At 54.3% G+C, this 24,439-nt stretch carries 30 protein-coding genes; 14 read left to right on the plus strand and 16 right to left on the minus strand.

Annotated features, from left to right (window positions below):
• Nucleotides 1-29: 29 nt before the first annotated feature.
• The 3 genes from ACO2Q8_RS22925 (at nt 30) to ACO2Q8_RS22935 (ending at nt 1,697) form a co-directional block, all read left to right on the plus strand.
• Nucleotides 30-515: an acyltransferase family protein gene (locus ACO2Q8_RS22925; protein ID WP_423347203.1), complete on the plus strand. Its 486-nt coding sequence runs from the start codon at nt 30-32 to the stop codon at nt 513-515.
• Entirely contained in the window at nt 481-1,167 is a 687-nt protein-coding gene (locus tag ACO2Q8_RS22930) for an acyltransferase family protein (protein ID WP_423347204.1), read from the plus strand. The genes ACO2Q8_RS22925 and ACO2Q8_RS22930 overlap by 35 nt, the downstream gene beginning before the upstream one ends.
• A gap of 110 nt (nt 1,168-1,277) precedes the next feature.
• A complete protein-coding gene (locus ACO2Q8_RS22935) occupies nt 1,278-1,697 on the plus strand; it encodes a hypothetical protein (protein WP_423347205.1) in 420 nt (139 codons plus the stop codon).
• A 17-nt stretch (nt 1,698-1,714) separates the two neighbouring features.
• On the opposite strand, the gene ACO2Q8_RS22940 is transcribed toward ACO2Q8_RS22935, so the two are convergent.
• The 3 genes from ACO2Q8_RS22940 to ACO2Q8_RS22950 all read right to left on the minus strand — a co-directional run bounded on the left by ACO2Q8_RS22940 (nt 1,715) and on the right by ACO2Q8_RS22950 (nt 2,445).
• Nucleotides 1,715-1,897, minus strand: a complete 183-nt coding sequence (locus ACO2Q8_RS22940) for a DUF3500 domain-containing protein (protein ID WP_423347206.1) — start codon at nt 1,895-1,897, stop codon at nt 1,715-1,717.
• Between the two features lie 104 nt (nt 1,898-2,001).
• Nucleotides 2,002-2,205 (minus strand): hypothetical protein, encoded by a 204-nt coding sequence (locus tag ACO2Q8_RS22945; protein WP_423347207.1) that lies wholly within the window; start codon nt 2,203-2,205, stop codon nt 2,002-2,004.
• Nucleotides 2,206-2,229: 24 nt separating this feature from the next.
• On the minus strand, nt 2,230-2,445 hold the full coding sequence (locus ACO2Q8_RS22950; protein ID WP_423347208.1) for a hypothetical protein: 216 nt from the start codon (nt 2,443-2,445) through the stop codon (nt 2,230-2,232).
• Between the two features lie 179 nt (nt 2,446-2,624).
• Here ACO2Q8_RS22950 and ACO2Q8_RS22955 point away from each other — a divergent pair, with 179 nt between their 5' ends.
• Nucleotides 2,625-3,917 (plus strand): amidohydrolase family protein, encoded by a 1,293-nt coding sequence (locus ACO2Q8_RS22955; RefSeq protein ID WP_423347209.1) that lies wholly within the window; start codon nt 2,625-2,627, stop codon nt 3,915-3,917.
• 251 nt (nt 3,918-4,168) lie between these two features.
• Nucleotides 4,169-5,455: a citrate synthase gene (locus tag ACO2Q8_RS22960; RefSeq protein ID WP_423347210.1), complete on the plus strand. Its 1,287-nt coding sequence runs from the start codon at nt 4,169-4,171 to the stop codon at nt 5,453-5,455.
• Between the two features lie 91 nt (nt 5,456-5,546).
• Here the strand turns inward: ACO2Q8_RS22960 and ACO2Q8_RS22965 are convergent, their stop codons facing one another.
• Both ACO2Q8_RS22965 and ACO2Q8_RS22970 read right to left on the minus strand, forming a co-directional pair.
• A complete protein-coding gene (locus ACO2Q8_RS22965) occupies nt 5,547-6,338 on the minus strand; it encodes a LytR/AlgR family response regulator transcription factor (RefSeq protein WP_423347211.1) in 792 nt (263 codons plus the stop codon).
• Nucleotides 6,289-7,488 carry a sensor histidine kinase gene (locus tag ACO2Q8_RS22970; RefSeq protein ID WP_423347212.1) on the minus strand — a complete coding sequence of 400 codons (1,200 nt, stop codon included), beginning with the start codon at nt 7,486-7,488 and terminating at the stop codon, nt 6,289-6,291. The genes ACO2Q8_RS22965 and ACO2Q8_RS22970 overlap by 50 nt, the downstream gene beginning before the upstream one ends.
• 303 nt (nt 7,489-7,791) lie before the next feature.
• On the opposite strand from ACO2Q8_RS22970, the gene ACO2Q8_RS22975 reads away from it, so the two are divergent.
• Nucleotides 7,792-8,826, plus strand: a complete 1,035-nt coding sequence (locus ACO2Q8_RS22975; RefSeq protein WP_423347213.1) for a DUF3500 domain-containing protein — start codon at nt 7,792-7,794, stop codon at nt 8,824-8,826.
• Nucleotides 8,827-8,876: 50 nt separating this feature from the next.
• On the opposite strand, the gene arfB is transcribed toward ACO2Q8_RS22975, so the two are convergent.
• Nucleotides 8,877-9,278, minus strand: a complete 402-nt coding sequence (gene arfB, locus ACO2Q8_RS22980; protein WP_423347214.1) for an alternative ribosome rescue aminoacyl-tRNA hydrolase ArfB — start codon at nt 9,276-9,278, stop codon at nt 8,877-8,879.
• Between the two features lie 160 nt (nt 9,279-9,438).
• On the opposite strand from arfB, the gene ACO2Q8_RS22985 reads away from it, so the two are divergent.
• From ACO2Q8_RS22985 to ACO2Q8_RS23005, 5 genes are all read left to right on the plus strand, one after another.
• Nucleotides 9,439-10,059, plus strand: coding sequence for a hypothetical protein (locus tag ACO2Q8_RS22985; protein WP_423347215.1), 621 nt, complete (start codon nt 9,439-9,441; stop codon nt 10,057-10,059).
• Between the two features lie 150 nt (nt 10,060-10,209).
• Nucleotides 10,210-10,563 (plus strand): hypothetical protein, encoded by a 354-nt coding sequence (locus ACO2Q8_RS22990; RefSeq protein ID WP_423347216.1) that lies wholly within the window; start codon nt 10,210-10,212, stop codon nt 10,561-10,563.
• 56 nt (nt 10,564-10,619) lie between these two features.
• Nucleotides 10,620-10,976, plus strand: coding sequence for a hypothetical protein (locus ACO2Q8_RS22995; protein WP_423347217.1), 357 nt, complete (start codon nt 10,620-10,622; stop codon nt 10,974-10,976).
• 12 nt (nt 10,977-10,988) lie between these two features.
• Nucleotides 10,989-11,324: a hypothetical protein gene (locus ACO2Q8_RS23000; RefSeq protein WP_423347218.1), complete on the plus strand. Its 336-nt coding sequence runs from the start codon at nt 10,989-10,991 to the stop codon at nt 11,322-11,324.
• Nucleotide 11,325: 1 nt separating this feature from the next.
• Nucleotides 11,326-11,670: a hypothetical protein gene (locus tag ACO2Q8_RS23005; RefSeq protein WP_423347219.1), complete on the plus strand. Its 345-nt coding sequence runs from the start codon at nt 11,326-11,328 to the stop codon at nt 11,668-11,670.
• A gap of 9 nt (nt 11,671-11,679) precedes the next feature.
• Here the strand turns inward: ACO2Q8_RS23005 and ACO2Q8_RS23010 are convergent, their stop codons facing one another.
• The 3 genes from ACO2Q8_RS23010 to ACO2Q8_RS23020 form a co-directional block, all read right to left on the minus strand.
• Nucleotides 11,680-12,624 (minus strand): bifunctional helix-turn-helix transcriptional regulator/GNAT family N-acetyltransferase, encoded by a 945-nt coding sequence (locus ACO2Q8_RS23010; protein WP_423347220.1) that lies wholly within the window; start codon nt 12,622-12,624, stop codon nt 11,680-11,682.
• Between the two features lie 159 nt (nt 12,625-12,783).
• On the minus strand, nt 12,784-13,971 hold the full coding sequence (locus ACO2Q8_RS23015) for an FG-GAP repeat domain-containing protein (RefSeq protein WP_423347221.1): 1,188 nt from the start codon (nt 13,969-13,971) through the stop codon (nt 12,784-12,786).
• 56 nt (nt 13,972-14,027) lie between these two features.
• The gene (locus ACO2Q8_RS23020; RefSeq protein WP_423347222.1) at nt 14,028-14,903 is read right to left on the minus strand and encodes an MBL fold metallo-hydrolase; all 876 of its coding nucleotides are present in this window, start codon (nt 14,901-14,903) and stop codon (nt 14,028-14,030) included.
• Between the two features lie 38 nt (nt 14,904-14,941).
• Here ACO2Q8_RS23020 and ACO2Q8_RS23025 point away from each other — a divergent pair, with 38 nt between their 5' ends.
• Both ACO2Q8_RS23025 and ACO2Q8_RS23030 read left to right on the plus strand, forming a co-directional pair.
• A complete protein-coding gene (locus tag ACO2Q8_RS23025) occupies nt 14,942-15,223 on the plus strand; it encodes a hypothetical protein (RefSeq protein ID WP_423347223.1) in 282 nt (93 codons plus the stop codon).
• A complete protein-coding gene (locus tag ACO2Q8_RS23030; protein ID WP_423347224.1) occupies nt 15,220-15,714 on the plus strand; it encodes a PIN domain-containing protein in 495 nt (164 codons plus the stop codon). The genes ACO2Q8_RS23025 and ACO2Q8_RS23030 overlap by 4 nt, the downstream gene beginning before the upstream one ends.
• Here ACO2Q8_RS23030 and ACO2Q8_RS23035 read toward each other — a convergent pair.
• The 5 genes from ACO2Q8_RS23035 to ACO2Q8_RS23055 form a co-directional block, all read right to left on the minus strand.
• Nucleotides 15,711-16,415 (minus strand): glycosyltransferase family 2 protein, encoded by a 705-nt coding sequence (locus ACO2Q8_RS23035; RefSeq protein ID WP_423347225.1) that lies wholly within the window; start codon nt 16,413-16,415, stop codon nt 15,711-15,713. The genes ACO2Q8_RS23030 and ACO2Q8_RS23035 overlap by 4 nt on opposite strands.
• 63 nt (nt 16,416-16,478) lie before the next feature.
• The gene (locus tag ACO2Q8_RS23040; RefSeq protein ID WP_423347226.1) at nt 16,479-17,504 is read right to left on the minus strand and encodes a methionine synthase; all 1,026 of its coding nucleotides are present in this window, start codon (nt 17,502-17,504) and stop codon (nt 16,479-16,481) included.
• A gap of 98 nt (nt 17,505-17,602) precedes the next feature.
• Entirely contained in the window at nt 17,603-18,394 is a 792-nt protein-coding gene (locus ACO2Q8_RS23045) for a sugar isomerase domain-containing protein (protein WP_423347227.1), read from the minus strand.
• A gap of 18 nt (nt 18,395-18,412) precedes the next feature.
• Nucleotides 18,413-19,309, minus strand: a complete 897-nt coding sequence (locus tag ACO2Q8_RS23050) for an ROK family protein (protein WP_423347228.1) — start codon at nt 19,307-19,309, stop codon at nt 18,413-18,415.
• A gap of 97 nt (nt 19,310-19,406) precedes the next feature.
• Nucleotides 19,407-20,198: an SDR family NAD(P)-dependent oxidoreductase gene (locus ACO2Q8_RS23055; protein WP_423347229.1), complete on the minus strand. Its 792-nt coding sequence runs from the start codon at nt 20,196-20,198 to the stop codon at nt 19,407-19,409.
• 130 nt (nt 20,199-20,328) lie between these two features.
• Here ACO2Q8_RS23055 and ACO2Q8_RS23060 point away from each other — a divergent pair, with 130 nt between their 5' ends.
• Nucleotides 20,329-21,060: a GntR family transcriptional regulator gene (locus ACO2Q8_RS23060; protein ID WP_423347230.1), complete on the plus strand. Its 732-nt coding sequence runs from the start codon at nt 20,329-20,331 to the stop codon at nt 21,058-21,060.
• 3 nt (nt 21,061-21,063) lie between these two features.
• Here the strand turns inward: ACO2Q8_RS23060 and ACO2Q8_RS23065 are convergent, their stop codons facing one another.
• Entirely contained in the window at nt 21,064-23,109 is a 2,046-nt protein-coding gene (locus ACO2Q8_RS23065) for a sensor histidine kinase (protein ID WP_423347231.1), read from the minus strand.
• Nucleotides 23,110-23,132: 23 nt separating this feature from the next.
• Nucleotides 23,133-24,326, minus strand: coding sequence for a Gfo/Idh/MocA family protein (locus ACO2Q8_RS23070; RefSeq protein ID WP_423347232.1), 1,194 nt, complete (start codon nt 24,324-24,326; stop codon nt 23,133-23,135).
• Between the last annotated feature and the right edge of the window lie 113 nt (nt 24,327-24,439).

The raw sequence follows: 24,439 nt of genomic DNA on the forward strand, positions 1-24,439 counted from the left end.
CATTCCCCAGGTCTATGATTCAAAATTCTATGATTCTCTGTCCTCCTGTTTCCACACCCCAAACGTTCCGTTCCATCCAGGCGATGCGGGCCCTGGCGGCTTTGCTGGTCACCCTGTTTCATTTGACGGCCAAAATGGACAATATTGGCATTCAGTCACCCCTGCTCAATTGCTTCAGAGCCGGTTTTGGCGGGGTTGATCTGTTTTTCATCATCAGCGGTTTTATCATTACCCACACGAGCATCAGCAAGTTCGGGACGCCCCGACAGTGGTTACCTTACCTGAAGAAGCGCTTCATCCGGATTTATTCCCTGTACTGGATTCTACTGCTCCTGGCGAGCGTTGGTCTACTGGTTTTCAGGCTTTTTACTCCTTCCTTGCAATGGGTCCGATATGCGTTCAGCCCGCTAACCTTGCTAAAAGCCATCCTGCTACTGCCTTCGCACGAAAGTCCGCTGCTCGTTACCTGGACGCTGAGCCATGAGCTGTATTTTACCTGCTGTTCGGGTGCCTGATTTGATCATTCCGGCGGTTGTGGTTGGCGCTACGGTTTTCAGCGGCATCATGACGTTGCTGGGCCATCCGTATTTCTTCAATTTTCCGCTGAATGACTTCTTTTTCAGCCCGTTCAACCTGGAATTTTGCCTCGGCATTACCGTCTATTTTCTGACCCGCCCCACGCTCGTTCGGATTCCACTCATTCTTGTTGCAGCCGCCTGTGCGTTGTTTGTCTACACCGGTCAACACATCAACCCGGCAGACCTCTGGTTTCGCGTCGGTGGGCTTGGTCTACCCGCCACGGTTTTGCTGCTGGCGCTGATTCAGTGGGAAAAAACCGGCACCATCCGCTATCCGGCCCGACTGTTGAAACTCGGAGATGCCTCGTACATGCTGTACCTGATCCACATGCCCGTCGTCATGGTCGTCACCCACGCCCTGCTCCTACTCGGCCTTCGGCAGCACGTTCTTGTCACCAATTTTGCGTTACTGATCGGTCTGGTCTGGTTTAGCGGACTGGCCCACCAGCGTATCGAAAAACCGCTCCTCCACTGGCTCAACAACCGCCCCCGGGCGGCAGCCGCGTTCAGCTACCGGCTTACCCTGCTGAATTTAGTCCGAATCCTGGTTAGCAAACCATCGGCCACACACAAAATGTTCGTTCGCTAACGTTATGCCGTAAAAGCAGGAATTTCTAAACAGAAGCCTCTTCGGAGGCTTTTTTTATTCGTGAAATCTCCCGAAGATTGATCCATTGTTTTCACCCTTTTTTGTGCCTAATGCGTAACAACCTGTTTTATTATCTCGTATTGCTGATTCTGACGCTCGTCGATGCCTGGCTGCTCGCCCATCCAAACCTGATTGGTCAGATTGGTATTTTCTGGTACGATTACGACTACCTCGACACCCTCCCCAAAGCGATGGGAACGGTGGCCGCAACGGTGGTGGCCGCGCTGTTGGTTGGTTTGGTCATCAAACGCATGCTGAGCGGGCCGCTGGCGGTGGTATTAGCGATCGGGCTATTTGTTTTCTGCCTGTTTGTGGTTTTCCAGACCTACACCCGGTTTTCTACCGGCACTTACCAGTTTACAGGTTCCGGATTCAAAACCGGTGCTGTTTTGCTCCCGGCCATTCTGGCAATCATATTTGGCAAAACTTCTTACGACGTTATCACGACCAAAAGGAGCAAAAAGCGCTGAACCGGAACCTGGCCGACTCATTTGTGACTTTGCAGGTAATGCTGCTTCAGCAGGTCTTCGCCAAATTCGCTTCCTTTTTCGCGCAGAATGGCGTGAATAGGGTTTCCGTCGTTCTGAAATCCGACGTTATCGTACTCAATCAGGAAGTCAGGCCCGTTGATGAGGTAATAATGCGGCTGGTTATTTTCCAGACTACCCACCCAGGCAAATTACACCTTGTCGAGGCCCGACTTCATGATTTTGCTTAAAAGCTGGTGGGCTTTCTGGTGTTCGAAGTTATGGGTAAATTCCTGAATCAGCAAGGTCAGTAAGGCCTTCTGGTTGTCATTAAATTGCCGTGTCCCCACTTCATGTTCTGCATCATCGTGAGCGTTTTCTGGTTGATCTCACCCTTGTCGAACGCCTGTTGGTACAGCGAATTCAGGATGTCGTCGAGTTGCATGATGCTGGTGGTTTTCAGGTAGCCCTGCGAACTCAACATCGCCGACAACACCGGGTGGAAAGCCATGCGGCTTTTGTCGAACAAAGAACCCTAGGCAATACCCGGCCGGGGCACCAGGCCCACCGGCAGGTTGGTCCATTTAAGCCGCAGACTGTCGGTGAAGGCGTACTGCGTTTCCTGCAACTCTTCGGCATTCAGCGTCGCCAGAAACTGGGTAGTCGTTTCGACCAGTTTCCGGGTCGATTGGGCAAATCCGGTTGTGGTCAGTAAACCGCATAGCGCCAGCAGGGTAAGCGTTTTTTTCATGAGCGATGGTTTAGGTACCGTTCCAAGCCGGGATGGTGGCGTTAAATTATCATTAATTTGCGCTTGATTCTCCCGGCAAACCGCTTTTTCTGAATGCCGCGTTTCGAAATTTTGCGGATCTTCGTTCGGCCAGCGGTTTTGCCACCAAGGCACCTTATTCCCTGAACGACGTATCGCTTATGTTGACGACGCATCTATTCACCCTGCTGGCCCTAACGATGTTGCCGCTTCGTTCCGAACAAACAGGCAAACCGGTTCCTTTTTCCGAAAAAACCGTCCGGAGTACACTTTACAAACCCGACTGGGTGTTCGACGGCGAGACGATGCACGAAGGCTGGGCAGTATTGGTAAACGGTGAGAAAATTGAAGCCGTCGGGCCGGTCGGTTCGCTGCAAAGCGCGGGCGTCGAGGTCGTGGCGTTAACCGGCCAAACCCTGCTGCCCGGGCTGATTGAAGGCCACTCGCACCTGTTGCTCCATCCGTACAACGAAACATCCTGGGACGATCAGGTCCTGAAAGAACCGCGTTCCTACCGGGTCGCACGGGCGACGGTTCACGCCCGAAACACCCTGCAAGCCGGTTTTACGACGGTCCGCGATCTGGGCACCGAAGGCGCGGATTACGACGATGTAGGGCTGAAACAAGCCATCGAGCAGGGGTTGATTCCCGGCCCGCGCATGATCGTCGCGACCCGGGCGCTGATTGCCACCGGCAGTTATGCCCCCAAAGGCTTCAGTCCCGACGTGACGGTGCCGCAGGGCGCCGAAGAAGCCGACGGTCACGACCGGTTGATTCAGGCTGTCCGGCGGCAAATCGGCAAGGGGGCCGACGTTTTGAAAGTGTACGCGGATTACCGCTGGGGGCTGATGGGTGAAGCCCGGCCGACGTTCACGCTCGACGAGTTGAAGCTGATCGTGGAAGTGGCCCGGAGCAGCGGCCGACCCACGGTAGCCCATGCCGGATCGGCGGAAGGGATGCGCCGGGCGATTCTGGCCGGCTGCGAAACCCTCGAACACGGCGACGCCGGAACGCCCGAACTATTTGCCCTGATGAAAGAACACGGCACGGCCCTCTGCCCCACCGTCGCTGCGGGCGAGGCCATCAGCCAGTACCGGGGCTGGAAAAAAGGCGTTGACCCCGAACCCGACCGGATTCGGCAGAAGCGAATTACCTTCCGGCAGGCGCTGGATGCGGGCGTCCGGATTTGCTTCGGGGGCGATGTGGGTGTGTTTGCCCATGGCGATAACGCCCGTGAACTGGAATTGATGGTGGACTACGGCATGAAACCGCTGGATGCCCTGCGCTCGGCCACGTCCGTCAACGCCGACGTCTTTCACCTGGCCGACCGGGGGCGCATCCGACCCGGTTTGCTGGCCGACCTGGTGAGCGTCGAGGGCGACCCGACCCGGTCGATCGGGGCCATCCGGCGGGTACGGCTCGTGGTGAAAGGCGGAGCGCCGGTGCAACGGTAATGGCAACTAAACCCATTGATTTTGGGTTAGACAAGTAGATTTTGCACAAATCCTGTGTTTTTACCGAAATAATCGATGGTCGTTCCCGGTTTTTGCCTAATTTCGCCCGATGCGGATACGTCCGTCGTCGGGGCAGCAGGGTCGCCACGGCGGGTGAGTTTGCGCTGTGGAACTGCCCATTCCAGTGGAAAGGCCAAACGCATCGACCTATAACCCAGTTCATTATTAATTGATTCACTCACCCCATACGTATGTCAAACATTGCCGAATTGTCGGTCGATGGCAAAACCTACCAATTCCCGACCGTGGTTGGTAGCGAACAGGAAAAAGCCATTGACATTTCCAACCTCCGCGACCAGACGGGCTACGTCACATTAGATAAAGGATACAAAAATACCGGTGCCACCCAGAGCGCCATCACCTTCCTCGACGGCGAAGAGGGCATTTTGCGGTATCGGGGTTACTCCATCGAAGACCTGGCTGACAAAGCCAGCTTTCTGGAAGTAGCTTACCTGCTGATTTACGGCGAGCTACCCACCCAGGAGCAATACAGCGCTTTTGAAGACCGCATCCGGCGACATACGATGGTCAACGAAGACATGCGGAAGATTTTCGAAGGCTTCCCCAACAACGCTCACCCGATGGGCGTGCTGTCGTCGCTGGTCAGCGCCCTGAGCGCTTTTTACCCGGATTCGTACGACGATAAAGCGCCGGATCAAACCGAGTTGCACATCATCCGGCTTCTGGCCAAACTGCCGACGATTGCGACCTGGTCGTACAAAAAATCGCAGGGGCATCCGGTCAATTACCCGAAAAACCAGCTCGACTACTGCTCAAACTTCCTGCAAATGATGTTTGCGCTGCCCGTGGAAGACTACCAGGTCGACCCGCTGGTATCGAGCGCCCTGAACAAACTGCTGATCCTGCACGCCGACCACGAACAGAACTGCTCGACCTCGACGGTGCGGCTCGTGGGTTCGTCGCGGGCCAACATTTATTCCTCGATTTCGGCTGGCATCAACGCCCTTTGGGGACCGCTGCACGGCGGGGCCAACCAGGAGGTGATCGAGATGCTCGAAGAAATTAAGGACAACGGCGGGGACGTCGCCAAGTACATCGACATGGCCAAAAATGCCAAAACGACCGGTTTCCGGCTGTTTGGTTTTGGTCACCGTGTGTACAAGAACTTTGACCCGCGCGCCAAGATCATCAAGAAAGCCGCCGACGACGTGCTGGGCAAGCTGGGCGTGAATGACCCGGTTCTGGAAATTGCCAAAGGCCTGGAAGAAGCCGCCCTGAACGACGAGTATTTCGTCTCGCGGAAACTGTACCCGAACGTCGACTTTTACTCGGGCATCATTTACCGCGCCCTCGGCATCCCGACCAATATGTTTACGGTGATGTTTGCCATCGGCCGTTTGCCGGGCTGGATTGCGCAGTGGAAAGAAATGCGCGAACAGAAAGAACCGATCGGCCGGCCGCGCCAGATTTACACCGGTGCCACGCTGCGCGAGTTCAAAGCCATCGGCGACCGCTAAGGTTTCAAAACCGCATCCGTTGTTTGCTATGAAGTCGGAAGGGCCAGCCCTTCCGACTTTTTTTGTTGGTATGGGGACAGCGGAAACAGGCTCACCCCGCCTGATTCAGAAATGCCTGTATCTTGTCCCGGTAATTCCTCGTCCATTTGAGCACCCGCCCGGTTTTGAGCCGAACGATGTAATCGCCGTTGAAGTGGGTTTCGACCTCCTGCACGTACGCCAGGTTGACGATGTGCGAGCGGTGAATGCGGACAAACTGCTTCGGGTCCAGCCGGGTTTCGAGCTTGGTCAGGCTGTCGTACACGATGTGTTTGCCGGTGGCCGTGTGCAGGGTCACGTAATTGCCGTCGGCATCGACAAACTCCACCTCGCTGAGGTCCACGAAATACATCCGGCCCTGCTCTTTGACCAGCACCCGCGACAGAAACGCCCGGGCTGGCGCCTGACCGGCCAGCAACTGCGCCAGCAGGGCTTCGATTTTGGGCTGGCTGCGGCTGTTGAGCCGGTCCAGGGCCCGGCCCAGCGACTGCCCAAACCGGATGTCGTCGAAGGGTTTCAGCAGGTAATCAATGGCATTGACCTCAAAAGCCCGGAGCGCATACTGGTCGTAGGCTGTCGTGAACACTACCGTCGGCTGGTGGTCGGGCCAGACCTGCCGCAAGACGCCAAAACCGTCGAGTCGGGGCATCTGAATGTCCAGAAAAATGAGTTGCGGGCGGTGCAACAGAATTTTCTGCACAGCTTCGAGGCCATTGGCCGCTTCGTCGACGACCTGAATGGCGGGCGTATCGGCCAGCAAGGTGCGAATCACCTCGCGGGCGGCCGGTTCGTCGTCAATGATGAGCGTGGGATAGGGATGCATGACGGAAAGACGGGTTTTCATTCGAAAACTGGCAGGGAATCAGCAGCGTGACGGTGGTCGTTCCGCCCGGCGGCTGTTCAAACCGGAGTTGCGCCCGGTCGCCGTAGGCTTGCTGCAACCGCGAGAGCGTATTGGGCAAGCCGAGCCCCAGGCCCGACGTATCGTGCAGTTGCTCCTGCCCCAGCCCGTTGTCGAACACATCGATGACAACGGTTTCATTCACCCGCCGGGCCGTCACCTGAATCCGGGCTTCTTCGGTCAGGTCGGCAATGCCGTGGGTGATGGCGTTTTCGACCAGCGGTTGCAGGATCAATTGCGGTACCAGGCATTCTTCGGCCTCCGGATCAATGGAAAAGTCGACCGTTAGCCGGTCTTCAAACCGGATTTGCTGAATGGAAAGATACTGGCGGGTCAGGGTAATTTCGTCGCGCAACGTAATGAAATTGGCCTGTTGCCGTGCCAAAACGCCCCGGAGCAGATCGCTGAGCGTGGTCACCATCAGGGCCGCCCGGCGGGTTTGCCCCCGGAGCATCAGACTGACGACGGTGTGCAGCGTATTGAACAGGAAATGCGGGTTCAACTGCATTTTCAGGGCCTGCAACTGGGCATTCGCCAACTGGTTTTTTAGCTGTTCATTCGTCAATTCGGTCTGAAGTTGTTGCTGTTTCAGCGCCTGCAACTGATTCACGTACGTCAGCACATTGTAACAAACCACCAGCAGCAGGTATTGCGCGAAGGCCGTTCCAAAGCTGAGCGAAAAAACCGTCAGAATCCGTCGCAGTGTAATCTGACGTCCCTGCTCCCGCGCCATCGCCGACCCCAGTAGGGTGTATTCAATCAATAATTCGATTCCGTAGAGAACGGCGGCAATCACCAAATGCGTCAAAACCTGGCGAAAAACGCCTTGGGTCCGCTGGCTTTTGAGGAACGAAAACCGCTGGGCGCAGAGAATGATCAGGGGTGTTGCGCCCCACCAGAACAATAATTCGATGAGCCAGTACAGCGTTTCGGTTGCGTACATCGGGGCGTTGGGCGTCAGCAACCAGGCCATCGTCGCCTGACAATACCAGATCAGGCCAAAAAAACTCCAGTATAAAAAGCTGTACCACCAGAATTGGCGGACAGTCATGGGCAGGCCCGAGGTTTGCAACACCCGGTGGGTTAATCTCATGGTTCGCTACAAGTTCAATACCGTGTCGAAGGTAGTGCTTTTGCCGGTTGCCCTCATCACCGCTCATAACGCGATGACGCCACTCGGAAAGAATACAACTACCGGGGCAGCAGGCCCTCAAAACCAGACAAAATAAGCCGCAACCCGGCTTCTGAGGACGCTAAATTATTCGAAGTGAATCAGGTTTTATTTGAACGGGTACCGGAAGCGGATGAAACGCTGGTTTACCGGGACTTGTCGATAAATTATCGTCCGCAAAATGCCAAAAATCCGTACCTTTCCTTTTTAACTTCCTAAGCCCTCATGAAAAAGTACCTGATTTTCCTGACCGGATTGCTGATTGCCTTTACGCCCACATCCCGCGAACCCATCGGCAAAGAAATGGCAGCCGCCGTCCGGACCTTCGTCAACAGTCTCGATGCCGGGCAGCGCAACCTGGCGGTTTTTCCGTTCGACAGCGAGGAGCGGTACGACTGGCATTACGTCCCCCGCAAACGCAACGGCCTGCCCATGAAGCAGATGAACCCGCAGCAGCAGCAAGCGGCTATGGCCCTGCTGAAAACTGCCCTCAGCGAGCAGGGGTACGAAAAAGTTACCTCCATCATTGATCTGGAAAATGTGTTGCGGGTCGTTGAAAACCGCCCGCCGAACGACACCTACCGCGATCCGGAGAATTATTCGTTCTCGGTTTTTGGTGAGGTATCCGACAAAAGCCCGTGGGGCTGGCGCATCGACGGCCACCATCTTTCGCTACACTTTTCGTCGCTGACCGGCAAGGTGGTCGGCATGACGCCCGCGTTCCTGGGTAGCAATCCGGGTATTGTCCGGGCCGAGGTGCCGCAGAAAGGCCGCCAGATTCTGAAGCAGGAGGAAGCCCTGGCGCTGGCCCTCGTCAACTCGCTCAACAGTGACCAGCTTGCGAAAGCCCTTATCAGCGAAACCTGCCCGAACGACATTGTGACGCGGAATACCCGCAAGGCTTCCATTGAAAAAATGGAGGGCATCGCACTCGCGCAACTAACCGAAAGTCAGCAGAAAACGTTTTTATCGTTACTGGAAACCTACCTGAACAACTACCACATCACGCTGAAAAACCAGCAGATGGATAAGCTGAAAAAGGCGGGGCTGGACAAGCTGGTGTTTGCCTGGGCGGGCGACCGTCAACCCGGTTTTGGCCCTGGCAAAGGGCAATACTACCGGATTCAGGGGCCAACGATTCTGATTGAGTACGACAATTCGCAGAACAACGCCAACCACGTTCACTCGGTCGTCCGGGATCTGACCAACGATTTCGGCGAGGACCTGCTGGCCGAGCATTACCGGACACAGCATAAGTAGTGGAGAGAGGACGGCAATACTGTGTTTACAGTTGAAGTCGAATCTTTTTCTCAATAATCAACCTTCCTCCGCCCGGCTTTGACCTCGCCCCGGCGTTGTTTTTCCTGCTTTTTCTCTTCCCGCGACGCCTTCGTCGGCTTGGTTGCTTTGCGCGGTTTGGGCTTTTCGAAGGCTTTACGGATGAGTTGATAAAACTTTTCAGTGACTTTGTCGCGGTTACCCAATTGGGTACGTTCGGTTTGGTGGTACAACACCAGCACGCCCTCGGAGGTCACTTTGTTCGCGAGCTTTTCGAGCAAAACCGCCTTTTCGTCCGCCGTCAAAACCGCCGAATTCGGGATGTCGAAATACAATTCGGCCTTCGTCGCCACTTTGTTGACATTCTGCCCACCCTTGCCCCCGCTGCGGGCAAATTGAAACTGGAGTTCGGAATAGAGCTGCGTTGGGTCCATGCTTTGGCTAAAATCTTCGCAAAGGTACGAACAATCCGGCTTTGCGGCCGTTCCCTTTTGTACCCGGAACGAAACCGAACGTTTATTTGGGCACATCGGGCAAAAATCGACCCCATGCCCGACAGTGGAAAAGAATGTCAAACTCTAACCAATGGATTCAATGGCAAATCAACAGGCAGTAAACCTGATCAACTCAACGATGGATACCTTCAACGGGGATACGACATCCATTTCGACCGTCGACGGCATTTCCCTGATTGACCACTGGCTGACCGCCCTCCGCAGCGGAGATACCGACAGCAGCGTCAACCCGATTGCCAACACGCTCAGCGAGTTGAAAATGCAATTGCAGGAAGGTAACCCCAATACCGGCCAGATCAACGTGCTGCTTCAGGAACTCGCCGATCAGGGCGAACAAGCCGCACAATCGGCCGATGATGATAAAGTAAAAATGCAACTCGATCAGTTGGTGCAGACGCTCCGCGACTTCGGCCGGGTGCTCAGTGGAGAAGCGGGCAACATTGCCGACAAGCACGGCCGCGCGCAGATTTTCACGAAAACCGGAACAGGCAGTGCCGCCGGAAATCCGGGCGTTAATCCGGCTGTACCCGGAAACAGCGGCACGGGCGACGAAGGCAACGTCCAGGGTGGCGGTTCCTACGGCTCCGGCTACGGAACCGGCTCGGCGGGCGAAACCGACCGCGACAATTCTGGCACCGACACCCGCACCAGCCGACGGACTTCGACGGGCGAAGGCGGAGGCAACAGCCACCAATTGTAGAAGACATCGGAGATTAGACAAAAGAGTCAAAACTCGTTCATGGCCTTCATCTCTTGTCTCTCGACTCACTTCTTTTGTCTAAAACTGGAACCCGTTCATTACCAACATCAATTGTTGGTCACTCCAATAGCGTAAATTCTTCATTCAACTATGTCACACCAGCAATCCCAAACTCCGCACAGCAATGCTACGACACTGATCGACGCGACGGTGGAAGCGTTCGACGGAGGACCTTTGAAAACAACCCCACAGGAAGGACTTTCGCTCATCAACGACTGGCTACGATCGCTCAAAACGTCGGAAGCCGACAATGTTGCCAGTACCTTGCAGAAACTCAAAACCGCCCTGGAAGGCCCGCAAATCGACAATATTCATGTGCGGAGTATTCTGTTCGGACTGGCCGAACAATCTGAAATCTGGGCGGCTAAAGCCGGGGGCGAATTCCCCGTCCGGCTGGACAGTCTGGCCGTTGCCCTGCGGAATTTTGGAAATCAATTAGCTTAATCCGAAGCAGGCCGGTTGGGTTGCCGCAACCGGTCTGCTCAAACTAACCTGATCGTATGCCATCCAACGCATTAACCGAAAAAACGATTAAATCGACCCTGAACACGCTTGGGAATCATGAACCAAACGCAATTTCCCCCAAAACCGGCCTTTCGACCATCGATGACTGGCTCAACATTCTGGAAGGCAGCAAACCGGCTGAGCACGTCTTGCAGGAACTGAGACAGCTTCGCTCGGTGTTGCAAATGCCCAATCCGGATACTGATCTGGTAAAAGGATTGCTCAATAATCTGGCCGATAACACGACCCAGCTCGCTCAGTCGAACGAAGGGCCGTGGATCAACGAACTCGAACAGATCGTGGTAGCCCTGCGTACATTCGGCAGCCAGTTGTCACCGTCTCAAACCACTTAATTTGCTGGATGTATGGCAACTCAACACTTATCTGAACTCATTCACACTACCGTTGCCGCCTTAAACGACGGTGGTGTAACCAGCATTGTGCCGGTCGATGGTCCGGCTCTGATCGATCGCTGGCTCGGCCAACTCGACGATTCGCCGGCTAATCAGCAGGTTGTGACCTCACTACATGAACTGAAAAGCCAGCTCGAAAGCAATGAACCCGATCCGGTGACGGTAAAAGCCATATTGCTCGATCTCTCGGAGCAACTCAGTGTCCGGGCCAGCAGCGTCGATGCGGATTTTCGCGAACCGCTCCGTAACTTGGCCGATGCAATTCTGACGCTTGCTACCTCTTTGTAACATGGCTACGCTCGCAAACACCACCAATCTGCTTGATGAAACGATTGAAGTACTCGGTACTAATCACACAATCCCACCGGGAGAAACGATTGTCAACCTGCTCAATCAATGGATTGGCATTCTGGAGCAAAGCGAAAATACGCACCCTCTCGGCCGAAAACTGTCGGAACTGAATGACGCGTTGACGGCTGAGAAACCCGAGACGGCTACCGTTCAGCGAATTCTGAACGAATTGGCCGATGCAACGGAAGAATTTAGTGCCGAAGTGGGCCCCGAGGGCGAAATACCCACTCAGTTGGAAGGCCTCTCGGCGGCTTTGCGAAACCTGGGGGTTCAGCTTTCGTAAAAAATGGTTTTACAGGTCGATTTGCATCTTGATGTTGGCACGCTGGTAGGGTGAGGACGTGGATTCGACTTTGTAAAAACCAACTTTTTTGTACAGCGCCAGCGCGGGTGCCAAACGGGTGTTCGATTCCAGATACACCCGTTTGGCACCCAGCTGGTGGGCCACCTCGATAGCGTGCTGACAGAGCTTCCTGCCAATTTGCTTTCCCTGCGCTTCGGGCGCTACGGCCATTTTTACCAGTTCGTATACCGCATCGCTCTCTTTCAGCAGAGCACAGGTCCCGACAATCTCGTTCTGATACCGGGCAAAAAACACCCGGCCCCCGTTGGCTAAAATATAGCCTTCCGGATTGCTCAGTGATTTGATGTCCGGTTCTTCCACTGTAAAATATTTTTCTATCCAGGCCAGGTTCAGTGTTTTAAACAGCTCCCGATATTGGGGGTCATAGTCGATAATTTCCACCTCATCAAGCTGTTTTTGCTTGAAATACGTCTTGAACCGACTCAAATACGGTTCCTGCGCCAGTGTTTCTTCCATTTCTTCCATGCCAAAAATGAGATTATGCCGCTGATTGTTGATCAATTGTGTGTTCAGTTCCAGAATGGCCTGCCAGATTTTTTGCAGCTCAGGCAATAGCGCCTGGCCCTTCTCGCTAAGCGATAACAACCGCTTCCGGCTGTCCTTGCCGGATTTGGCCGACACGATCAGCCCGGCGTTTTCGAGTTCACGCGCCAATTGAATGATCGCCGGATGCGAAAAACCGAGTTCATCGGCTAGTTCTGTCACGCTCAACGGTGATCTGCAGGATAACAAATAAAACAGCGTAAACCACTTCGGATCGAAGTTGATCCCGAACGATTCGTAAACCTGGGCCGCCTGCTTCGAAATCAGGTCGCTCAGCCGTCGCAGCCGACTCCCAAACGCCAGCGGTCCCAGTTGTGCCATCAAATCCATATCGGTAAGATTTTATGTTTTTAATTACGTAAGTGATTACACAAATATGGCTATGGATTGGTTGTCACGCAATTATTACCTGGAATTTAATTTTTAATAGGAACACGGCTGCTTCATCCGTTCAATCGCACCGGCGACCCGGCCGTGTTCCTATCAACCCTACTTCAACTGGTTCCAATAAATCAGCACATTCAGCGTGGCCCGGCCGGACGCGATTAGGTCGAGATCACCATCACCGTCGAGGTCGGCGGCTTGCAGGTCTTCGGTCGCCATCATCACGCTATCGTCCAGGCTGTGTTCCTGCCAGGTATGCAGCGTTTTGTCGGGTACAAAAAGCCGCACGCCCACCTTTTTCTCCGCGTTCGGATTCCGCCAGCCCACGGCCACCTGATCGACGCCCAGCTTCAGAAAATCACCGCAAACCAGCGCATGGCCCTGGCTCAGTTGTTCGGTCAGCGTCTGCTGCACGCCGTACATGAGTTTATCCGGCGCATCGGCGATCGGGCCGTTTTTGTACACCACCAGTTTGTTGCCGTGCATCGGTTCCACCGAAGCTACAAACGGCACCTTCCCATTCTGCAAACCGCGCCGGACTTCGCCCATGCCGTTGCCCGCGCCAATCCAGCGTTCGACCGGCGTCCACTTTCCGCCCCGGAACGCAACGGTTTTACCGCCTTCCTTGCTGCCGATCAGCACCCGGGTTTCGGGGCCATCCTCCCAGATTTCAAAATTGTGGGTCAGGTGGAGCGTGGAGTCGAGTAGCTGCATGTTCCAGGGGTCACGCGGATTTTTCGGTTTTTCGTAGCCCAGAATCCGCACCCCGCGCCCTTCGCCATTCTTGTTGCCTAACCCGTGCAAGGGCACCACAATAAGCTGGTAGCGGTTTGATCCGACGCGCGCCCAGCGCATCCGGTGGGTTGTGATTTCGTGGTGCAGCCGAACGGCCTCCCAGGGTTGCGTCGGGTCGGTGGGCCGGATGAGATAGAAAACCGCCCCGGATTTGGTCGTATCATTCGTCTCGGACGGATTCCAGCCTGCGCCCACGGCCACCTCCACCTTGCCATCGCCGTCAATGTCGCGGGCGGCAATGCAAACGTTGTCCTGCGGGGTCAGGTTTTGGGCCATCACATGCCGTTGCCAGGCGTCGCCCGGTTTGCCCGGATTGCGGTACCAGACAAACTCTTTCTGATCGGCAAGCAGGATATCCGGTTTCCGGTCGCCATCGACGTCACCGATTGCCAGACCGTAACCAATATCAATCTGATTATCGATAACCTGAAGCTTAAAATTCGGTTTCTGCGCGTAGAGCGCCCCGGAAAGCAGGCAAAATGTGAGGAGTTTTTTCATGGTGAAGAAAGGACGGGTTCGGAATAGACCTTTCTTCAATATTCGCAATTCGTGGCTCAATAATCAATCGTTCCGACCGAATCCTTTTTTCCACTCCAGCGTTCGCCCGGGCGCAACACCCGGTGGGGCATCTGGTACCGCCGGGCTTCCCGGACAAAGTGGGCCGGATCTTCGGTATTGAACTCAAAGAGGTGGTAATGATGCGGAATAACCAGCCGCGCCCCAATCTTACGGCCCAGCCGGGCGGCTTCTTCGGCGTTCAGGTTTCCGGCTACCCGCCGTTCGGGCTTGTTGCCGTTGATGGGTAAAAAAGCCACATCGACCTGAAACGGTTTCAGGATTTCGACCAACCCATCGTACCAAAGCGTATCCCCGCTGTGGTAGATCGTCCAGGGTCCGGCCTGCACCACGAAGCCCATGAATTTACAGCGTCCCTGCACATCCCGCTCCAGCTCATTGTGGGCCGCCGGGATTCCGTGAACCGTAAAACCAGCGATTTCGACGGTTTCGCCATCGTTCAGACCTATCGGAAAAACCGGGTCACACTTGAGTCGGTCTACCACAAAGGCCCGGTTGGCTTCCGGAATGATGAATTGAACGGTCGGATTGGCATTGAAAAGGGGCAGCAGGGTTTCGGCATCCAGGTGGTCAGTGTGGTTGTGGCTGGACGTCACGACGTCAATCCCCACTAGCTGCCCCGGATCAACCACCCGCTCCGACATCCGGACGTGCGGCTTGTCAGTATTCGCGTATTTAACCGACAACGAATCCGACAGATACGGATCAAATAAGAGCCTTCTTCCCTCCCATTGCAGCAAAAAACCGCTCTGCCCCAGCCACCAGATGTGTAGCAGGCCGGGTTCCGTATGGGCGGTTTCCAGGTCGGTCAAAAGGACCTGATTTTTCTGAAAAGCAGGGATCAATTTCCTCATAAAGTGGTTTATATTTGTTGAAGCAAATTTCAGCAATCATGATACCATTTAAACTCGCTGTCGAAAACGCATTCTATTTTATTAAGGAGCTACCGGGCGAGCCGACAGACTTTCTGGTTGAAGAAGTTGAGATGGATGATTCTAAGAAATATTGGTTCATCACTATCAGCTTTCTTGTTAAGAATGATAAATTAGCTTCGTCTCCGCTCTCTGCTCTAGCAAAATTGAACCCCGAATATGAACGAAAATATAAAACGGTCAAAATTGACGCTAGCAATGGTGAATTTGTCTCTATGAAAATAAGAGAATTGCAACAATGACAGCACAGGAGTTGCGCTCTAAGGAAGGATTACTCATCGACACTAATCTATTGGTTCTTTACGTCATTGGGCTACTGGATACAAACCGAATTGGACAAAATAAACGGACCCGAACGTATTCCAAAGAAGACTTCAATCTCCTCGTTAACTTTACCGGTTTTTTCAAAAAAGTAATTACGACCACCAATATTCTTACCGAAGTAAGTAACCTATTGGAAGGCGAAGAATATCATAAAAAACCGGTTTTATCGGTACTTCCCCAACTTCTTGAAGTTATAGAAGAGCACCACCTACCCAGCCGATCACTGATGGTGTCTTCGAATCGTTTTTTCACTAAATTCGGGTTGAGTGATACAGTTTCCATGGAATTATCGACGCGCGATTATACCGTACTTACTGACGATTTAGATCTTTGTTATTATTTGCAAAACAACGGCTTATCCGCCTACAACTTCAATCATCTGCGCACAGCTTATTTGCTGCGCCCCTAAATCCGCGTTCCCATCAACAGCGGTTTTCGCGCAAAACCGGCGACCTGGCGGAAAAATTTTAGAATACCGATGTACTGCAAAATGTCGGCATACATCGCAAAATCCTTGAAAAAACCGTCTACGGCCCCGCGTTTGTCCATCTTGTAGGTGTTCGTTGCCGACCACGGTACCCAGCAAACGGTCTTTTGATTTCGCCACATAAACTCGTTGATGGCAATTTCGAGTTGAAAACCATCGACCGGTTTTTCGAGAATAACCCGTAAATCGTCCGTCCGCAAAATCCGCTCGCCCGAGAGCAGGATGTCGGCGCGGTTCATTTTCACAAACCATTCGGCATGTAACCGTCGCAGAATAATCATGTCCACATCCGGGCACTGATGGACCGACCGGACAATCTGGCCCAATTCTTTCGAGTCAACATTTCGCAGATCGGCATCCATCAGCATCACGTAAGCCGACTCCACCGATTGCAAGCCACGTTTGATGGCAGCCGTTTTGCCCTGATTCTCCGGCATCCGAATGACTGTCATCCGGGGCCACCGCTGCCGAATCCGCGCTAACGTATCGTCTTCCGAGCCGTCGTCGACGCAGATAATCTGGTCAAATACGCCCAGGCTCGTGACACTTTCCAAAACCGAAAAAATGCGTTCTCCTTCGTTGTAAAATGGAATGATACACGTCACTCCGCATCCTGTTTCCATACCCCACGTCGAGTTGTGATTCCGTTGGTACAACTCAAAAAGCCCGACTGGGGTTTGAACGGATTATCCTTCCCGCACTTTTTCGGCCCCGGCCACCAGGTTGATCAGCTTCTGCCGGGCGGCCCAACGAGCGGTTTGACTCAGGCCACAGTCGGGTGCCACGGCCAGTTTTTCAGCCGGAATGTACTTCAAACACCGCTCAATCCGCTCGATGACATCCTTAACGGTTTCGATGTAATAATTTTTGACGTCGATAATCCCGACAGCAACGTCCATCTTCTGTGCAAATTCGGCGATGCGTTCAATCTCGTCAAATTCCCGGTTGGCCATCTCGACGTGTACCTCATCGACCGACAAATCCAGAAAATCAGGCAGCATCGGATGAATTTTCCGGTAGCCCACCGGCCTCCCTTTGAAATTCCCGAAGCACAGGTGCGTCGACAGACGGCACTTGCCCACCACCGGCGCAACCGTCCGGTTGAAAATATCGACAAACCGCTTCGTATCCTCCTTGTAGGCGTAACACGACATCGACGGTTCATCGACGGTAATTTCGGTACACCCAGCCGCTACCAGGTCTTCGAGTTCTTTCCGGACAATTGGCAGCAGGGCTTCGGTGATGGCATCCCGGTCTTTGTACCGCTCGTTGGGCAGCATCCGGCCGCTGAGCGTGTATGGTCCCGGCACCGAAGCCTTCAGCGTTGGCCCCGCCGGTGCCAGCTTTCTCAGGCGTTGAAACTCGGAAACGGCCCCCAACCCGTTTGGCGCGGTCAGTTCGGCCACGATGGAATGTTTGCCGCGCTGGTCGTGGGCGGGTGGGCCGAATTTGCGCGTTTCAGCATGATTGGGTTCCAGGCCCCGGATGTAGCCGTAAAACGACAGGTTAAAGTCGAGCCGGGTTTGTTCCCCGTCGGTGATGACGTCCAGCCCGGCGTTGGTCTGGTCGTGCACAGCCGCCACCACGGCATCTTCGATCATTTCCTCAATGTCGGCCCGGCCGAATTGATCCAGATTTTGGGAAGCAAATTCGAGCCAGCCGGGGAACGGGTAACTCCCGACGACGGTGGTACGGATGGGTTTAGGTTGCATAAGTTCGATCGTTTATAGTACCCACGGACTTTAGTCCGTGATAGACAGTATCACCTTTAAGTTTATACCAACTATTAGATCATAGAAGCACTCACGGACTAAAGTCCGTGGGTACGGGGGCGGCCAACTTCGGCGTATAATTTTGACAGGCGGTGGGCGTGTTCGTCGTAAGCCGCTTCGAACAATTTTGTGGCTTGCTCCGCACCGATGACGACCCCGGCGGTCAGGACTTTGGGCGGTTGTCCGGCTTCGGTCAGCAAACGGGCCAGTTCGGCTTTGATGCTGTTGATGATCAGGGCACCGCCCACCGTGCTACCCGGCGAAACGGGCGTTTCCAGACCGGGAATCGTTACCATTGCATCGCCTACCGGTGCGCCGGTATCCAGTACCAGATCCGCAAAATCGCTCAGTTTCAGGCCATCCCGGCGTTTGCTCGTGCTGCGATCGGAATGTTCTTTGGTAACTAGTGCCACCACTTTGACGCCCCGTTTCTGAAATTCTTCCGCCATTTCGACGGGCACCACATTGCAACCACTCGACGAAATAACCAGCGCCGAATCCTTCGCCGACAGGTCGTAATTGCGCAGAATCCGCTCAGCCAGGCCCGAAACATTTTCCAGAAACATGGCCTGCCGTTGCCCATTGGCGCCCACCACCAGGTTGTGAAAGGTAAGCGAAAGCTCGACAATCGGGTTAAAACCCGGGTACGATCCGTAGCGCGGCCACATTTCTTCCACCATAATCCGGCTGTGGCCCGACCCAAAAACATGAACCATCCGGCCTGCCAGAATGGATTCGGCAAACCACTGCGCTGCCTGCTGCAACTGGGCTGTCTGCCGCTCAACGGTGTCGATCAACTGTCGACATTTCTCCAGGTAAATATGTATCATCACAGGATTTTTTTCTCACTAATGACGCGTAATGGCAAATCCGGCTGCTCCGATGGCTCCGGCCCAGTCCACAAAATGGGCCTTGCTAATGGTGGTTTTCTTGCCCGACGGCCGCCATTCGAAGACCTCCAGAAACGACGCCAGCGGACCGAACAGAGCCTCATCGGCCTGGGTGATGCCCCCGCCCAGCACGATAACTTCGGGCGAAAACGCATTGGCAAAACCCGCCAACGTCACGGCCAGATGGCGGACGGACGTCAGCCAAACCTGCGTGGCCAACGGCTCCTGTTCCCGGTAAGCCCGGATCAGGTCCGAGGTCATGGTGTAACGCCCAAACGAACGCCGGGACACACTCGCGTTCCCAATGGCCTCTTCCAGTGTACCGGGCATATTCGTAATGCCCATCTGCGTGCTATCCGCCTGCACCGAAACATGCCCCAGATGGCCTGCCATCTGGTAAAAGCCCTGGTAGAGGTTCCCATCCACCAGCAAACCGCCCCCGACGCCCGTGCCGAGCGTCAGCATCAGCGCGTTCCGAACGTTGCGGGCTGCGCCGAACCGGGCTTCGGCCATCAGGGCCGCGTGGGCGTCGTTCAATACCCGAACCGGATGGCCTAGAAAGTCGGACCAGACAAACCGTTCAAGCCCCGATAACCGCCCCGGCATACAGGCAATGGCGTCGTTGGTTACCGTCGGCAAACCCGGTGCCGATAGCCCGATGGTGTCAAACTGCCCGTTAGCGGCCGCGTTAAGCTGCTCGAATGTATCGCGTACGATGTGTTTCCACTGCCCGTCTTCGCCATCGTTGGTCGGACAAATGACCCGGTGCAGCACCTCACCGGTTTCGGTGTTCAGCAACACACCCTTGATGCGCGTCCCACCCATGTCAATTCCAATCGAGTGCTTAGCAGGCATTTGCGGTATACGGTTTTCCGTTTGCAGTCTTCCATCCAACTCGGCGGCACTTTCTCATTCGTTATTCGCTATTCAATATTCATTATTTCCCATTGTTTCACCCTTGCCCCTCGCTTACGGCCCAGCCACCGTCGACCGCCAGTATCTGTCCGGTGGTAAACCGGGAATAGTCAGACATAAAATAAACAGCCGCGCCGTCCAGATCGGATGCCTGACCGATTCGCCCGCCATCGAGCGGTTGTTTCGTGCTGATAAAATTCAGAATGGTTTCGTCGTTAGCCGCTCGCTGCGCCATCGGCGTTTCCACCAGCGCGGGCGTAATGGCATTCACCCGGATATCGTTGTGCGCGTAATAAGCCGCAATGGATTTGGTAAAACCGATGATGGCCGACTTCGTAGCCGCGTAGGCATGCGTTGCGAAGTACTTCGGTGAAGGCGAAAAACCCAGTACGGATCCCATGTTCAGAATAGTACCGCCGGTTTTCTGTTCGAGAAACGCATTCACAGCGGCCTGATTGGACAGCATGAGCGAGGTCAGGTTCAACTCGAACGTGCGGTTCCAGCCGTCGAGCGTCAGGGCGTGCAGCGGGCCGTCGCCAAACCGTCGCCCACTTCCCCCGGCCACATGGTATAAGCCATCAAAACCGCCGTATTCGCCCTGACAGAGCGCGATAGCCGAAACCGCCGTGGCCGGGTCGGTGGCATCGCCGTTGAGCGCCATCCCGAAACCATTGAGTTGGCTCTCAGCCGCTTTGCAGCTTTCCTCCTTCCGGCCTACAACGACCACCCGGGCGCCCTGCCTCACGAAAACCTGAGCCGCCGACAGCCCCAACCCGGTTGTCCCACCGATCACGACGATTCGCTTGTTGGCTAACCACAGTTGATCCATATACTAAAGTAAAGCCGGTAAATTCTGCCAGCGAAGGTATAAAGTTGGTTTTAGGATTCCAACAACTCATTATAATAAGTTTCCAATCGGGGAGATTTTCGTATACTTGTCCGTCAACTAGTGTGTTTCCATGAACGATCGGCCAACCCGCATTCCTCAGTATCAATACCTTTATGAATCCCTGCGTCAGCAGATTATCCGGGGTGATTTCAAATCCGGGGATCTGTTGCCCTCCGAAAAAGACCTTCAGAATCAGTTTCGCCTGACCCAGCCCACCATCCGGCAGGCCCTCAGTCTGCTTGTCCAGGATGGCTACATTCGCAAACACCAGGGAAAAGGCAGCATTGTGCAGCCGCTGCCGATTGGTCTGGGCGTCATGTCCATTGTCGGACGATTGGCCAATACGGCCAACGCCGGGGGAAGCGAGCGAATGACGACGACCATTCTGACCAAACCCCGTCTGAGCCCCTTCCCGGAAGACTTCCTGTTTACCCCCACCGAAGACGACACCAAAGCCGGTTTTTACTATTTCGAACGGTTGCGGGCGGTAGACGATCAGCCGGTTTTTCTGGAAAAAGTAGTCGTGCCGAATCGGTATTTACCCGGTTTTTCGCGTCAGCGGCTCGAAAACCGGTCACTGTTCGATTTATTACGCACCAAATACGGTTTGCTCGTGAAAGGGGGCGAACAAAAAGTGCTGGCGGTTTCGGCAGAAGGCGACCTGGCCCGCCAACTTAGCGTAACGATGCATACCCCGGTTCTGCGGCTCGATAAACGGCTCGATACCAACCGGCACGACTTCAGTTTCTATTCGTCCCTCTACGCCCGAACCGACAGCTACATCCTGCACGGCCGGTTTTGATTTTCAGGCCGGAAGAACAATCGTAAAGGTAGCTCCCTGGTTGGGAACGCCTTTGGCCGAAATCACTCCCCCGTGGTTTTCTACAATTTTCTTGCAGATAGCCAGGCCGATTCCGGTTCCTTCGAAGTCTTTCCGGGCGTGTAACCGCTGGAAAATCGCGAAAATTTTGTGCGCATACCGGTTGTCGAATCCGATGCCGTTGTCGGCAATGGTTAGTTCGAGGAACCGTCGGGCGGGGCTCAGCCCCGCCGGAAGTTCCCCGGAAGCCGACAGAAACCGGTGAGTAATCCGCACCTGAAGGGGGGAATCTTTCCGGGAAAACTTGAGCGCATTCGTCAGCAGGTTCTGGAAAAGCTGCCGAAACTGGGTAGCTACCACCGGGGCAACGGGCAATTGATCGGTCCGAATGTCGGCTCCAATCTGTTCGATCTGGTAATCCAGGGTTTCCAGCACTTCGTCGACCAGCACTTGCAGCGACTGTACCTTAAACGTCTGGTCGGCCGAAATCAGTGAAACCGACAGTACATCGCCGATCAACCGGTGCATCCGGTGGGCCGCTTCGACAATTTTTTCCAGATACGTATCCCCTTCGGGATCCATCCTGCCGCGCTGCGTCTGCAACAACCGCTCACCAAAGGTGGAAATTTTTCGCAGGGGTTCTTTCAAATCATGGCTGGCGATGTACGCAAACTCCTGCAGGCTGGCATTCGACTGTTCCAGCCGCCGGTTTTTCTCTTCGAGCTTGTGTTCGGCCTCCACTTTCTCCGTAATATCGAGTGAAATATTCAGGATGTGTTCCACATTACCTTCCGGATTCCGGTCAAAAACGGTTCCGAAGGTTCGAAACCAGCGATAAGTGCCGTTGCGATGCCGCATTCGGTATTGAAATTCCGATACCTGTACCTGACTTTCCGGCATTTGATTGGCCTTCTCCAGCGCCCGTGCATTTTCTTCCATCAGGCGAGGCAAATCATCCGGGTGCAGAATAGCAAGCAAAAAGGCAATCCCTTCGTCCAGCACCTGTTGGGGTGAATGGCCCAGCAGGAGTTCAAACCCCTGACTAATGAATTGATACTGACCGCTATTGATGTTGAATGTTGCAATGATTGCCGGGGCCGCATCGGTAATTTTCTGAATGAAATTCTGTTTTTCCTCCAGCAACTGCGTGCTTTGTTTCTCCTGTTCGATATCGAGTGCAAGTCCGATAATCTGCCAGGGACTTCCGTCGGGTTTCCGACGAAATATAGACTCGTAATTCCGCAGCCACCGGTAACGCCCCGATTTGTCTTTCATGCGGTGTTCAAAGGTCTGAACCTGACCGTCCTCCAGATTAACAAACGAGTCAAAATGGGCCAGAATGCGCGGAATATCGTTCGCATGATGAACCGTTTCCAAATAGTTCTCTCCCATGTCCCGAATTTCCTCGGGGGTGTAGCCCAGTATTGGTTCGATCTTCCGGTTTGTAAACACTTCCCGCCGTTCGATCAGGTCGAAGACATAAATTATGCCCGGCGACGTATCGGTCAGCTTTTCGTTGAAGTGGAGTTGTTCGTTAATATCCCGGTTCAGCAAACTGATGTACTGCTTCATCGACCGGCTATCGAGTTCGAGAATGTACCGATCGATTTCCCGGATCAATGCAACCAGTTCCTCCGCATCGCGGGTGTAACGGTTCAGAAAATTAACCAGCGCCTGTTTCCGCACGTAGCTGACCAACGCAATTTCATTGGTGGCGATCTGGTTCCGCCCGATCACCGGCAGCAGGGTTTGCGCCCAGCTTTGCAGAGTGGTCTCGATGTTTTCAACGACCCGGTTTTCGATAAAGGCCGTCAGCAGACGCGCCGACGTTTGCTTCGAGAGTTGCAGAATCTGCTCTTCGGGCATCGACTCGAAAAACACCAGCATGGGAAGTTTGACCTCCCGAAACAGGCGCAAAAATTCAGCGGCCAGTTCCTCCAGGTGGTTGTCGAGAAGAAACCGGGCAAAACGGCCTAAATGCGGAAAGGTCAATTCATCCGAACTGAACACTGGGCTAATGGGTGTTGCCAAGCAGCGGTTGAGTCAAAAAGTGATTAGATCAGATCACGTTCCAGAATCCGGCCGGTTTGTTTATCCTTCAGGATCACCTTATGCCGCCCATCGTGCGTTACTTCTTCCTTGATCAGGTAATGATTTTCGTCGTACTCCACCAGCGTCGATTCCTGCATGAGTCCTTCCCGACCCCGCCAGACGGGCAACTGCACCGGTTCCCACTGCTTGGTTTCGGCCGAGCGGTAAGCCGCGTCCAGAATCGCGTTGACCACGTAACCGTCGTAGAACGTCTCGGCGGGCTGGCGTCCTTCGTCAGCCGCATTAAACATATCCGTAAACATGTGGTTGTAGCCCAGGTCGTTCACCTCGTCACCTACCGGAAACAGCCATCCGGTATTGCTTTCGGCTTTTTCGGCCACGTAGTCGGCCCCCTTTCCCGTGGTGAACATCTCAAAACCGGTGCGCAGGAAGTTGTTGATCCAGATGGTTCCTTCGGTGCCCATCACCTCATCCCGCAAATCCATGCCCCCCCGGAACGTCCAGCTCACCTCAAACTGCCCGATGGCTCCGTTTTCGTACTTGACCAGCGCAATGGCGTGGTCTTCGGCATCAATGGGTTTGACCTGCGTGGCCGCCCAGCACATGACTTCTATGGGCCGGACATCTTTGCCAATAAAATTCCGGGCGATTTCAACACAGTGGCAACCCAGGTCGAGCATGCAACCGCCCCCGGCCTGCTCTTTGTCCCAGAACCAGTCGCTATGCGGCCCCGGATGGGCTTCGCGGGATTTGGCCCATAAAATACGGCCCAGCGCGCCATTTTTGACGCTTTCCAACGCCTTCAGAAACTTGGGTGTGTAGCAAAGATCTTCCAGGTATCCGGCAAAAATTCCGGCTTCTTCGACGGCCCGCAGCATCCGCAGGGCCTCTTCGCCGTTGCGCCCCAGGGGTTTGGTGGTCACGACGGCTTTTTTGTGTTTGGCACACAGCAAGACGGCCGCTTCGTGCAGGTTGTTGGGCAGGGCAATGCACACCATATCGACTTCCGGATTAGCAATCACCTCTTCCATGTTGGTGCCCCAGATGGAACAACCGTAGTCGGCGGCAAACTTTTTAGCACTTTCTTCGCGACGGGCGTAAATGGCGACCACGCGGTCGCGCCCCCGTTGACCGTGGATAGATTCGGCATAGAACCGGCCAATAAAACCGGAACCCAGCATGGCAATGTTTCGCATACGATTTGGAAAAGGGTGGAATCTTGAATGTAAAATGCTAAATGTAAAATAAAAAATGTAAAAGGGGTCTGCATCCTGTGTTATCAGTGTACCGTAAAGGGTAATGGCACATC

The sequence above is a fragment of the Larkinella sp. VNQ87 genome, assembly GCF_049445795.1.
In the GTDB taxonomy this organism is placed as follows: Bacteria; Bacteroidota; Bacteroidia; order Cytophagales; family Spirosomataceae; genus Larkinella.

Coding starts and splice junctions, on each gene's coding strand:
- ACO2Q8_RS23045 (WP_423347227.1), bottom strand. CDS start 18,394: ATGATACATATTTACCTGGAGAAATGTCGACAGTTGATCGACACCGTT.
- ACO2Q8_RS22935 (WP_423347205.1), top strand. CDS start 1,278: ATGCGTAACAACCTGTTTTATTATCTCGTATTGCTGATTCTGACGCTC.
- ACO2Q8_RS23000 (WP_423347218.1), top strand. CDS start 10,989: ATGGCAACTCAACACTTATCTGAACTCATTCACACTACCGTTGCCGCC.
- ACO2Q8_RS23070 (WP_423347232.1), bottom strand. CDS start 24,326: ATGCGAAACATTGCCATGCTGGGTTCCGGTTTTATTGGCCGGTTCTAT.
- ACO2Q8_RS22955 (WP_423347209.1), top strand. CDS start 2,625: ATGTTGACGACGCATCTATTCACCCTGCTGGCCCTAACGATGTTGCCG.
- ACO2Q8_RS22950 (WP_423347208.1), bottom strand. CDS start 2,445: ATGAAAAAAACGCTTACCCTGCTGGCGCTATGCGGTTTACTGACCACA.
- ACO2Q8_RS22985 (WP_423347215.1), top strand. CDS start 9,439: ATGGCAAATCAACAGGCAGTAAACCTGATCAACTCAACGATGGATACC.
- ACO2Q8_RS23015 (WP_423347221.1), bottom strand. CDS start 13,971: ATGAAAAAACTCCTCACATTTTGCCTGCTTTCCGGGGCGCTCTACGCG.
- ACO2Q8_RS23005 (WP_423347219.1), top strand. CDS start 11,326: ATGGCTACGCTCGCAAACACCACCAATCTGCTTGATGAAACGATTGAA.
- ACO2Q8_RS22925 (WP_423347203.1), top strand. CDS start 30: ATGATTCTCTGTCCTCCTGTTTCCACACCCCAAACGTTCCGTTCCATC.
- ACO2Q8_RS22965 (WP_423347211.1), bottom strand. CDS start 6,338: ATGAAAACCCGTCTTTCCGTCATGCATCCCTATCCCACGCTCATCATT.
- ACO2Q8_RS23055 (WP_423347229.1), bottom strand. CDS start 20,198: ATGGATCAACTGTGGTTAGCCAACAAGCGAATCGTCGTGATCGGTGGG.
- ACO2Q8_RS22930 (WP_423347204.1), top strand. CDS start 481: ATGAGCTGTATTTTACCTGCTGTTCGGGTGCCTGATTTGATCATTCCG.
- ACO2Q8_RS23060 (WP_423347230.1), top strand. CDS start 20,329: ATGAACGATCGGCCAACCCGCATTCCTCAGTATCAATACCTTTATGAA.
- ACO2Q8_RS22970 (WP_423347212.1), bottom strand. CDS start 7,488: ATGAGATTAACCCACCGGGTGTTGCAAACCTCGGGCCTGCCCATGACT.
- ACO2Q8_RS23040 (WP_423347226.1), bottom strand. CDS start 17,504: ATGCAACCTAAACCCATCCGTACCACCGTCGTCGGGAGTTACCCGTTC.
- ACO2Q8_RS22990 (WP_423347216.1), top strand. CDS start 10,210: ATGTCACACCAGCAATCCCAAACTCCGCACAGCAATGCTACGACACTG.
- arfB (WP_423347214.1), bottom strand. CDS start 9,278: ATGGACCCAACGCAGCTCTATTCCGAACTCCAGTTTCAATTTGCCCGC.
- ACO2Q8_RS23025 (WP_423347223.1), top strand. CDS start 14,942: ATGATACCATTTAAACTCGCTGTCGAAAACGCATTCTATTTTATTAAG.
- ACO2Q8_RS22995 (WP_423347217.1), top strand. CDS start 10,620: ATGCCATCCAACGCATTAACCGAAAAAACGATTAAATCGACCCTGAAC.
- ACO2Q8_RS23035 (WP_423347225.1), bottom strand. CDS start 16,415: ATGGAAACAGGATGCGGAGTGACGTGTATCATTCCATTTTACAACGAA.
- ACO2Q8_RS23030 (WP_423347224.1), top strand. CDS start 15,220: ATGACAGCACAGGAGTTGCGCTCTAAGGAAGGATTACTCATCGACACT.
- ACO2Q8_RS22975 (WP_423347213.1), top strand. CDS start 7,792: ATGAAAAAGTACCTGATTTTCCTGACCGGATTGCTGATTGCCTTTACG.
- ACO2Q8_RS22945 (WP_423347207.1), bottom strand. CDS start 2,205: ATGGCTTTCCACCCGGTGTTGTCGGCGATGTTGAGTTCGCAGGGCTAC.
- ACO2Q8_RS22960 (WP_423347210.1), top strand. CDS start 4,169: ATGTCAAACATTGCCGAATTGTCGGTCGATGGCAAAACCTACCAATTC.
- ACO2Q8_RS23020 (WP_423347222.1), bottom strand. CDS start 14,903: ATGAGGAAATTGATCCCTGCTTTTCAGAAAAATCAGGTCCTTTTGACC.
- ACO2Q8_RS23050 (WP_423347228.1), bottom strand. CDS start 19,309: ATGCCTGCTAAGCACTCGATTGGAATTGACATGGGTGGGACGCGCATC.
- ACO2Q8_RS23010 (WP_423347220.1), bottom strand. CDS start 12,624: ATGGATTTGATGGCACAACTGGGACCGCTGGCGTTTGGGAGTCGGCTG.